15 protein-coding genes and 3 pseudogenes are annotated in these 9,474 nt (G+C 36.5%); 9 read left to right on the forward strand and 9 right to left on the reverse strand.

The window, feature by feature from the left end; all coding sequences use genetic code 11:
• Positions 1 to 338 precede the first annotated feature (338 nt).
• From J7R13_RS07935 to ssb, 4 genes and pseudogenes are all read right to left on the reverse strand, one after another.
• Positions 339 to 734 (reverse strand): type II toxin-antitoxin system HicB family antitoxin, encoded by a 396-nt coding sequence (locus tag J7R13_RS07935; protein WP_208438206.1) that lies wholly within the window; start codon positions 732 to 734, stop codon positions 339 to 341.
• Positions 731 to 930 (reverse strand): annotated as a pseudogene (locus J7R13_RS07940) (type II toxin-antitoxin system HicA family toxin). Before J7R13_RS07940 ends, J7R13_RS07935 begins: the two are co-directional and overlap by 4 nt.
• A gap of 66 nt (positions 931 to 996) precedes the next feature.
• The gene (locus J7R13_RS07945) at positions 997 to 1,479 is read right to left on the reverse strand and encodes a hypothetical protein (protein WP_208438207.1); all 483 of its coding nucleotides are present in this window, start codon (positions 1,477 to 1,479) and stop codon (positions 997 to 999) included.
• A 54-nt stretch (positions 1,480 to 1,533) separates the two neighbouring features.
• Positions 1,534 to 1,980, reverse strand: a pseudogene (gene ssb / locus J7R13_RS07950) (single-stranded DNA-binding protein).
• A gap of 189 nt (positions 1,981 to 2,169) precedes the next feature.
• Between ssb and J7R13_RS07955 the strand changes: the two are divergent.
• Positions 2,170 to 2,450, forward strand: a pseudogene (locus J7R13_RS07955) (type II toxin-antitoxin system RelE/ParE family toxin).
• 16 nt (positions 2,451 to 2,466) lie between these two features.
• Positions 2,467 to 2,760, forward strand: coding sequence for a HigA family addiction module antitoxin (locus J7R13_RS07960; protein ID WP_208438208.1), 294 nt, complete (start codon positions 2,467 to 2,469; stop codon positions 2,758 to 2,760).
• A 49-nt stretch (positions 2,761 to 2,809) separates the two neighbouring features.
• Here the strand turns inward: J7R13_RS07960 and J7R13_RS07965 are convergent, their stop codons facing one another.
• The 4 genes from J7R13_RS07965 to J7R13_RS07980 all read right to left on the reverse strand — a co-directional run bounded on the left by J7R13_RS07965 (position 2,810) and on the right by J7R13_RS07980 (position 4,969).
• Positions 2,810 to 3,136 (reverse strand): hypothetical protein, encoded by a 327-nt coding sequence (locus J7R13_RS07965; protein WP_208438209.1) that lies wholly within the window; start codon positions 3,134 to 3,136, stop codon positions 2,810 to 2,812.
• 238 nt (positions 3,137 to 3,374) lie between these two features.
• Entirely contained in the window at positions 3,375 to 3,791 is a 417-nt protein-coding gene (locus J7R13_RS07970) for a hypothetical protein (protein WP_246786326.1), read from the reverse strand.
• Positions 3,751 to 4,833 carry a DUF1376 domain-containing protein gene (locus J7R13_RS07975; RefSeq protein ID WP_208438210.1) on the reverse strand — a complete coding sequence of 361 codons (1,083 nt, stop codon included), beginning with the start codon at positions 4,831 to 4,833 and terminating at the stop codon, positions 3,751 to 3,753. Before J7R13_RS07975 ends, J7R13_RS07970 begins: the two co-directional genes overlap by 41 nt.
• Positions 4,826 to 4,969, reverse strand: coding sequence for a hypothetical protein (locus tag J7R13_RS07980; protein ID WP_208438218.1), 144 nt, complete (start codon positions 4,967 to 4,969; stop codon positions 4,826 to 4,828). Before J7R13_RS07980 ends, J7R13_RS07975 begins: the two co-directional genes overlap by 8 nt.
• 70 nt (positions 4,970 to 5,039) lie before the next feature.
• Between J7R13_RS07980 and J7R13_RS07985 the strand changes: the two genes are divergently transcribed.
• The gene (locus tag J7R13_RS07985; protein WP_208438211.1) at positions 5,040 to 5,684 is read left to right on the forward strand and encodes a hypothetical protein; all 645 of its coding nucleotides are present in this window, start codon (positions 5,040 to 5,042) and stop codon (positions 5,682 to 5,684) included.
• Positions 5,685 to 5,850: 166 nt separating this feature from the next.
• Here J7R13_RS07985 and J7R13_RS07990 read toward each other — a convergent pair whose 3' ends face one another.
• Positions 5,851 to 6,117: a helix-turn-helix domain-containing protein gene (locus J7R13_RS07990; protein ID WP_208438212.1), complete on the reverse strand. Its 267-nt coding sequence runs from the start codon at positions 6,115 to 6,117 to the stop codon at positions 5,851 to 5,853.
• A gap of 87 nt (positions 6,118 to 6,204) precedes the next feature.
• Here J7R13_RS07990 and J7R13_RS07995 point away from each other — a divergent pair, with 87 nt between their 5' ends.
• The 6 genes from J7R13_RS07995 to J7R13_RS08020 form a co-directional block, all read left to right on the forward strand.
• Positions 6,205 to 6,558, forward strand: a complete 354-nt coding sequence (locus tag J7R13_RS07995) for a helix-turn-helix domain-containing protein (RefSeq protein WP_004859838.1) — start codon at positions 6,205 to 6,207, stop codon at positions 6,556 to 6,558.
• A gap of 272 nt (positions 6,559 to 6,830) precedes the next feature.
• Positions 6,831 to 7,205: a hypothetical protein gene (locus J7R13_RS08000; protein ID WP_208438213.1), complete on the forward strand. Its 375-nt coding sequence runs from the start codon at positions 6,831 to 6,833 to the stop codon at positions 7,203 to 7,205.
• A gap of 65 nt (positions 7,206 to 7,270) precedes the next feature.
• A complete protein-coding gene (locus J7R13_RS08005) occupies positions 7,271 to 7,627 on the forward strand; it encodes an antA/AntB antirepressor family protein (protein WP_208438214.1) in 357 nt (118 codons plus the stop codon).
• A gap of 14 nt (positions 7,628 to 7,641) precedes the next feature.
• Positions 7,642 to 8,370, forward strand: a complete 729-nt coding sequence (locus tag J7R13_RS08010; RefSeq protein WP_208438215.1) for a Rha family transcriptional regulator — start codon at positions 7,642 to 7,644, stop codon at positions 8,368 to 8,370.
• Between the two features lie 15 nt (positions 8,371 to 8,385).
• On the forward strand, positions 8,386 to 8,880 hold the full coding sequence (locus J7R13_RS08015) for a hypothetical protein (RefSeq protein ID WP_208438216.1): 495 nt from the start codon (positions 8,386 to 8,388) through the stop codon (positions 8,878 to 8,880).
• 74 nt (positions 8,881 to 8,954) lie between these two features.
• Positions 8,955 to 9,474, forward strand: a 520-nt coding sequence (locus J7R13_RS08020; protein ID WP_208438217.1) for an ERF family protein, incomplete at its 3' end; no start/stop codon positions are given.

Raw genomic sequence — 9,474 nt, forward strand, 5'->3', positions numbered from 1 at the left:
ACACACATTGGCTTAGTGATGACAGCTTTCATCATTGCTCCTTTCGAGTCATAAATTAGTCCATTAATGATTTTTGTTATTTGAAAAATAGATTAGCCGGAATTACCCAGAAAACAGGGCTTTCTAGCCACGTTTCAAGTTTACATTTTACTGAGTTTTAGGGGATATTTTTGAATTTTTGACGCAATACGACCAATGCAGTGGTGTCATTAAATACGATTTTTTACATATTGTCAACAAAAAAATCAATATATTGTGTTTTTTTATTTTTTTTACCTAAATATGGTGTTTCTAGAAACAAAATGGTATGTATTGACACAGCCAAAAAAGAAGAAAATCTAAATATTAAGCTCGTGACGCGCTGCTGTTGCCAAAAAAGCAGATCTTGTTAAACCTCTTTCTTGTGCACAATCATCAATTGCACGTAAGAGCCCTCTTTCAATGGATATATTCGTACGTACCACTTCTGCATCATTTTCAATAAAGGGGACTTGTATTAAAAAAGCTCCTTCTGACAAAGCTGTTTTGACAGATTCCCGTTGTATGACTTCTTCAAATTTTGAAGGAATAGGCACTATATCTATATCTTCACAATAAAGTTGAAGTGCTTCTGTTGCATTTGCGATTAAATTTTCTTCCTCATCAGCAGCAGAAAAAAGCCCCTCAAAATCAGGAAACTGAACACAAAAAGCAGAATCTTCATCTTTATGAACAAGAGCAAAAAATCTTTTCATTCTTCTTCTCCTTTTTTTAACCAGCCTGCTTGTTGTGCGATAGAACGTGCTGTACCAATCGGAAGATTTTTTTAGGATGTGGAACAATAACAACCTTACCATCTTTTTTTAATTTATGATGAGAACCTTTTACTTTGACAAGTTCAAAGCCATCACGCTTTAATTTTGCAATGATTTTTTGGCTATCTTGTTCCATTACCTAAACTCGCAATGTGTAAATATATACACATTTAATGATTTTTCATCTGATGTCAATTCTTTTTTAACGGCTAAAATGCTTATAAAGCACATTAAGAGCAATACGCAATGAAAGCACAAGATGTGGTAGTGATTGATCTTCTATAACAAGATACTGTAATGCGGCATGAAGGTTATATTGACGGTGTAAACACTGCGCTTCTTGAACAACACCTTTTACAGCTACAAGATGTTCTGTTGCAAATTCAACCCATTTCTCTCTTGCTTTGTCATCAGAAGATGATGGTATTTCATCATAAACAGCGCTTGGTAAACCTTTTGCACACAAATAGTCATTTTTCACTTCAAGATATTTTTGCGCAGCATCATACTGGTCTTGAGTAAGCACGCCTTGCAAACACAGCCGCCCAACATAAGTACCAGCAAGCGGATTTTTAGCTTCTTCAATCTTCAAACCAAAGCGTTTAGCACGCATTTCAATTGCCAATTGATTAACAGGATCTTGACATATTTTCACCCGTGAAATGCAAGCATCTTTCTTTCTCATACATCCCCTAATCTGTGAACATTCACGTTTTTTGTTTTTGTCGTATTTTTTCAATCAAAATGGCATGCTGTCATTAAGAGATATACCATAATCACTAGCACCTGAAGCAACAGCATAACTTTAAGCAGTGATAGGTGAAGAGGATGCAGATTGCTCTTTCTTAGCATCAAGCAAATACAATTCACCTTTGAATTGTGGTAAGACAATCTCTGTTGCAAGATGTTCACCACCGTTTTTATCTTTCCATTTACGTGTCTGTAATTTGCCCTCTACATAAACCTTTGAACCTTTGTTGAGATACTGAAGAGCAATTTTTGCCAAATGTGGATTAAAAACCACAATGGAATGCCATTCTGTTTTCTCTACTTTTTGATTAGTCTTTTTATCTGTGTAGCTCTCAGAAGTTGCCATACGAAAGTTGACTACTTCTGTTCCAGAATTCATTGTTTTGCTTTCGAGATCAGCACCAAGGCGTCCGATTAACATCACTTTATTTAGCATATTTGTAGCCCCATTAGATTTGCAATTTATACATGCAAAATCTTAGCATAATTTGCATATTTTTTCAATTATTTCAAAAGGATATTATTGTTTTTATAACATATAAAATTATGTTTTAAGGCGATCTTTGATAAATAATCAATTGACATAAGTGCATGGTGTATAGTACCAAGTATCAAAAGGGTATATATGGCAATCGTTAGTTTTAAGCATAAAGGGTTGAAATTATTCTTCGAAAGAGGAGTCTGCAAAGGCATACAACCCGCTCATGCTAAAAAATTAGCAAACATTTTAGTAATTTTAGATACAATATCCGCGCCTGAACAAGTTACTCTTAAATCGTATCGTCTACATGCGCTTACGGGCGATTTAAAAGGTTGTTGGTCATGCGTGTCAATGCAAATTGGCGTGTTACCTTTCGTTTCATTGGAACAGACGTTGAACTGGTTGATTATCAAGATTACCATTGAGTTTTGAGGTGTTATTATGATGTACAATCCTCCACACCCTGGCGGCATTTTGAAAGAAGAATTGCTTGATGAATTAGGATTAACAGTAACAGAAGCTGCAAATCGTCTTGGCGTTGCACGTTTAACTTTATCCCGCGTCTTAAACTGTCATGCAGCGATTAGTATTAACTTAGCTTTACGGTTAGAAAAAGCGGGTTTAAATGATGCGGAATTCTGGCTTAAATTGCAACAAAAGCATGATCTCTGGAAAGCTCGGCATAACAGCCTAATCCCACATATTTCACCTTTAGAGCAAGTAGGGCATCTTTAGAAATACTTAGCCCATCCTTTTTTACACCTAGAGGTCATGTTCTTTAAAATCAAACTGCTTCCGATAATTCTTTGGTCTCTTTGTTGATTTCCTCTATGAGGGGCTCGTAATTCAGAACGCTTTTCGGAACATTACCACCGTAAACCCACGCCTTCACTTGCGCTTTGGTACTAAAATCTGCTCCTTTTGGTGTATCGTAATACTGTCCACCATCAAACTTTTCACACTCTCTTGTGCCATCAGGATATTCGTAGAGGTTGTAAAAATACTCGGCTGCTCCGTCTCCCCAAGGGACATAACCAACAGCTGTTGCAACAAACTTTTTTTGCATTGGCTGTTTACGGTTTTTTAAGAATAGATCTTTTAATATTCTCATGCTTTTAGTCCATAATTTTACCAACTGGTCTATTTGTCTCAAACTTGACCGTACAGAGTTGTTTTAATTCCTAACGTTTTTAACGTAAAATCTTTAAATCACTCTCTGCGGTGCCATTTTATCGATTTAAATGCGTATCTAATCGTAAAATGATCAGCGCTTTTCACTATTTTGCTAACCTGCCATGTTTTTCACTGTTCCCCCAAGACCACTTAAAATCCCTTCAAGCTTTTGCTTTTCAACCAACGTGAGTGGTCTTGAATGTTCTCTTGCTGCCTTGTCTTTCAGCCTTTTTTTCACGAGTGTTCAAAACAGCCTTGCGTACAAGATTGGCTTTCGTCAAAAGACTATTTTCCAAATCACGACATAATCTTACTAACTCACGAGTGCTTGGAAAAAACGTATCCGATAAACCTTCTACCTCATCGCATAAAATCCGTTTAACCGTTTTCATCAGTGACCACGCAGAAACACTTTCCAAAACCATTCCATAGGTCAGTGCCATACCTTCATGATCTGCCTGTTGCGAAATTTTCAAACCACACGAAAGCATCCTAATTGCCTTGGCTATGTCCTCTTTGTTTGCTTTCACTGAAAATAACTCGTGAAGTTGATCACAAGCATCTAAGGCAATCGCTTCCTGCTGTTGTGTCAATGCACTGCCACTCTTCAAAACCAAAGGAAACTCCGGAGCTATCCTCTCGTGAATGTGTTTCAAAGTACCCTCGATTTCCGATATCAAGGATACTGTCTGCGATACGTTCACCAACGCTTTTTTGCTTTTGAGTGTAACTTCCATTGTTTCCACCATTGTTGTTCGTGTTTTTCGTTTTTTCTAAATCATCAACCGCCTTGCGTATCCAGTTACGCCATGTTGCTTGCCAATCGATTTTGGTTGCATCCTTTCCAGACTTGGCAGTCCAGTAATCTCGGAATTTTGCAATCTCAACTTTCACGCGCTCCGGAGGCAAGCCCTCTGCAATGGCAAAATCGTAATCGGGTTCAAAATCCGCAGGCAATCGACAACCGCGATTAGCTTTCGCTCGTTTTGCTTTTTCTGGAACGTTTTCTTGCTCGTGAATGGGAGGTTGGTTGTCTAGTGAGGTTGCGATTTGCTCTGATGTGGTTTCAACAGCAGCAACCTCAGTTGGCTCTTGAACCAAATTAGTTGTTTCTAAACTTTCAGAACCAATTTCTTTTTTTGCTAAAACGATAGTTTTAGTTTTTTTATATATATTCTTATTCTGGTTCTTTATAGCTTGATTTTGCTTAGCGTTTGCTTCAGCAAAAAAAACGTTTTGCTTGTCATTTGCTTCAGCAAAATTATTAACATGTTGTTTTGTATTATTTTTTGCTTGCGCACCTTTTTTCCCAGCTTCACTACGAACTTGCGATATGTGCTCTTTTTTATCAGCAAAATCGTTTAGCTCTTCTTCAACGCGCGTATTCCACAATCCATTATCTGTCTCAACAAGTTTATTATTTCTCATGAGATATTCGACAATAGTTGCAAATTTTTTCTGCGAACAATAACAAACGCGTGCAAGTGTTTGAAAATCTGTTTTAAATGGTTCTTTTTTTTCATACATGCAAACGAGAAGAGTTATATAAACCCCCCGTTGTTCAGATGTCATTCCATTTGTACCACTTATCCAGTCATACAAATGGAATCTTATCCATGGCATACCATTAGACATGCGCATCCCCTTCTTTCATTAAATATAAAATTGCTAAAGCATCTGCTTCGTTGTCGTCTTTAAGCGCATGCCCTTTGGAACATATCGCCCAGCCTGTCTTAGTACCTAGATCAAGACAGAGAATCGTGTTAGTCATTTGCTATTCCATTAAAAATTATTTTTACAAAGCCGTTCAACGGTAATTATTTTCGAAATGGGGGGAAAGAATGTTAACGATATTTGAATACTTTTCTATAATCTCTATCACTGCTACAACTATTCATGCTGGTGTTTCAGTTTGGACAGGATACAGAAAAAACAAACAACGAGCTCTAGGACCTAAATTACAAATTAATTATACAAAAACACTAGCAAACGTACCTTACGATCCAAATGAAAATCCCACATTCAAAGTAGATTTAACCTCCTACAATCCCACAAAACAAGCAATTAAGATAAATAATATTTGGCTAGATCCCAAAAGTCCGTTTCAATTTGTCGAAGCCGTCTATCCCAATCCAAATCCCGGAATTATTAGAGAACCAAGCATCAATATTCCTATAAAACCTAAACACATCAACTTAATGCACCCTAAGTTAAAACCGGAACCAGAGAGCACATTTGATCTATTTAATGTCGAAAGTAAGAATGAACTTACAATTTTACTGACTATTCAAGCTATGCAACCAAATGTAGTAAATCCTATAAACATTATTTTAGAACACACTTCCTCTAACTATCCCAATAAAACACTTAAAGCTTTTTATTGCATTGGCTTTTTTCGTTTTTCAGAGACGCAAAGATTGAATTTTTTGGCTAAGATATCCAAGACAGAACGTGCTCTATATCGTTCCCTCATTCGCGATAAATAAAAAATGAAATAAATAGCTACACACTAAAAACAAGCTGTAAGACCTAAATCTTTAGTTATCTTAATTTCCTTCCTCTATCTATTGTTGTACCAGTGAAAAAATACAATTATATTCAAAACGATAACCGATATGGACAGTAATGATATTGCTAAACCGTAATCCATTTTTATTTCCTTTCTTCATATTGAGATTGCAGCATTTCATTTTGTTCACATGGCTTCATGCAAACAGTTGAACCGTTGACAAAAGCAGGCGTTGGAGGAGATTGTTCATTCCATAACTCTTCGAGAAGATATGCAACGGCTCCTCTTGAAGGAACACCATATTTTTCCCAACGCCATACTGTTGACTTGTTGACGCCTAACCGTTCTGCCATTTCTTTCAGAGTTAAATTCAGATTTTTACGTAACTGTTTTACTGCTATTTTTCCCATAAAAAATAATATGCATTATGAGTACTTAAAAGTCAAGTCGAAATGCATACCAATTATATGCAATATGAATATATTAAGGAGATAAAAATGCTTAGTAACACGATAGACCAATCTGCTAGATTAATAAAAGCGCGTTTAGCGCGTGGTTTTAGAAGTGCTAAAGAAGCAGCTAGATATTTTGGTTGGAACTACTCTAGCTATATACAGCACGAACAAGGATTAAGAGGAATATCACGGGCATCTGCGAAATATGCAAAAGCATTTAGAATTAGTGAAGGATGGTTATTAACTGGAGAGGGAGAAGGCCCCTCCTTTCCAATTCCTGCCACAAAACAAACTGTTGATGAGCAAATTATTAATCTACTGCAAAAAACAACTCAACCAGATAAAGAAACAATTCTTCACCTTTTAAATCGCCTGCATGCAGAAGAAAAAAAATAAAAGCTTTTTTCTTTCATTACTAAATGTAGAAACCAGATGCATTATTTTGTTATCTAATTCTATATCACTTTTTATTATTTTCATAACCATTCACCTTCCCCTTTCATGAGAATCGTCATTTAGAAAAAATCTTCTTACAAGATTTTTATACCGTCAACAATAAAATACACATAACGCATATTTTATTGTTGATAAGTACGCATTATGCGTATTATATATATTCCATAAACCACGCACAAACAATTGCCAAGAGGCGTTAGGGAGGAAAAATTATGGATAAGCCAATTCTTATAAATTCTGATGAAATTTTATTAGTTGTCTATGATGATGATCAAAACATTGGTCGGTCGGGACCACTGGATGAAAGCCAAGTTCTAAAAATTATTGACGAGGCAGATGATGCAATCCAAATCTTTCGCATCAATCCTTCTGAGAATAATTGTGAAGATATCTCTGAAGAAATTGCAGAAGCATATGTAAAAGAAAATATCGAACATCTCCATGAGGAGAGTAAAGTTCATGACTTTGTACGCGAGAGTGTTGCTTACCATGACCTTTTATCTGATTTAGCAGACGAAAAATATAATGATGAGATGTTTGGTACTTACGAACAACAACACCGTTTGCGTGCATGTGATGTGCTTTAAAAATTCTTAAGGGCGCTTTTAAATGCGCCCCCTTTAATCCATCAATAATTAATTAGAGTAAACTCATGAACACACATGATAATGATAGTGAAGGATATCTCATACCTGAAAACGAGGTAGACAACAAAATTGGTTATGTCCAAATGGTCAAAGCCCATGTAATGCATAGGCACTTACATTTGAAACAAGATTTTTCCACTTGGTTTAACGATTGTGTTGAAAAGTTTGATCTAAAAGAAGGCGTGGATTTTGTTTTTACAAAACAAGAATGGAACAGACAGAAGATTTGTCCAAAATCTGAAATAGAAACAGATAAAACTGATAATCATTACTTCAAAATTCACGCAGCAAAGAAAATCGCTAAAGCAGAGCGCCATAGAAACTATGGCAGAATATTATACCAAAACTTGTGTTTTTCTTAATTAAGGGGGTGATGATGCGAAACTTTATTACAATATCTGAAAACAATTTTCAAAACACAACTGTTCCAACCATGTCTAGTCGTGAAATTGCAGAGTTATGCGGTAAGCAACATGCGCATATTATGCGTGATATTCGACAAATGTTAGGAGAATTATATCCTGAAGGGGGGCAATCCAAATTTGGATCCACCTATTTAGATAAACAGGGTAAGCCCCAAAACTGTTACAACCTTCCTAAACGTGAATGCCTTATCTTAGTTTCGGGTTACAGCATGACATTACGTGCTAGGATTATAGACCGTTGGCAAGAATTGGAAAAGCAAGCAGTAACACCACAAATCGACTACTCAAGTCCTCAAGTTATGCTTGGTGTTTTAACGTATCTCAAAAATGAAAATGAACAAAAAGATAACATTATTGCAAATTTAAAACCAAAAGCCATGGCTCTTGAAAGCTTACAGCGCCATAATGGACTCTTCGGTCTTACAGAAGCCGCTAAAATACTCGAGATGCAACCAAAACAGTTCATTCTCTTCTTACAGAAAAAAGGTTGGGTTTACAGACGAGCAGCAGGGGGAAATTTGCTTCCTTATCAAGACAAAATCCAAAAGAAACTTATGGATTGTCCAACCATCACACTTCAAACCGCAAGTGGAATAGAAAAAGTCATTCCTTGCGCAAAAATCACAGCAAAAGGAATTGGTGTGTTGTCTCAAGATCTTAAAAGACAAAGCATGCATTAATTAAGGAATGCAATAATGGAAAAGAAATACGAATTTACTGATGAAATAGACATGCTTTATCGTCGCCCAGTTCGTCGCATCCGTGCACTGAGAGACTTTGGAAACATCAAGAAAGGTGATGTTGGCGGTTTTATAGAGCATGAAGGCAACCTCTCTCATGAGGGCGATTGTTGGGTTGGGGATAGTGCAAAGGTTTGCAATAATGCTCAAGTTTATGAGAATGCACAAGTATTTGGACGAGCACATATCTCATGTAATGCACGTATTTATGGAAATGCTAATGTTTTTGGAAACGCTTGTGTTGAATCCAATGCACATATTTTCGATAATGCGCAAGTTTACGGAATAACCGAAATTCACGGCAATGCCAAAGTTTGTGAAAAAGCTCATATTGGTGGTGACGCTGTTGTATGTGGTGACACATGTATTTCAGGCAACACACATATTGGTTATAATAGAAAAGCCGAACATATCCGTAGGAAAAAGACAGAGCGTATAAGCTGTTTCTAACCACACAAACAACTTTTAAACACAAGCGTGATTCACGCCACGGGGGAATTGCGCTCAAATAGGAGGAAATCAAGATGAGTGAACAAAATAATAATCTAATAGAAATTGAAGAAACACATCATTTAGCCGTCAAGCAAACTGCTATGGAACGCATTTTAAACAGAGCCTTAGAAAATGACGTCGATATGGATCGTCTCGAGCGTCTCATTGCCTTACGAGAAAAAGAAATAGAACGACAAAACTACGAAAGATTTGCCAGTGATCTTTCGAATATGCAAATAGAATATCAACAAATACAAAAAAACTCTACAAACACCCATACAAACAGCCAATATGCAACCCTTGACCAGTACATTGATGCTGTAAAAAATACTCTTGCAAAACACCGATTTGCTTTGTTTTCTCGTATCAAAGAACAGAGTTCAGACAATATAATTATAGAAATGACTTTGACGCATCCATCTGGGAATAAAATCTCAACAGAAGGAAAGTTTCCTTATGACACTAAAGGATGCAAATCAAATATACAATCGGTTGGTTCTGCCATCACATACGCACGCAGATATCTGTTAGGTATGCTTCTTAATGTCGTGA

It is taken from the genome of Bartonella taylorii 8TBB (genome assembly GCF_902825155.1).
Lineage (GTDB): Bacteria > Pseudomonadota > Alphaproteobacteria > Rhizobiales > Rhizobiaceae > Bartonella > Bartonella taylorii_A.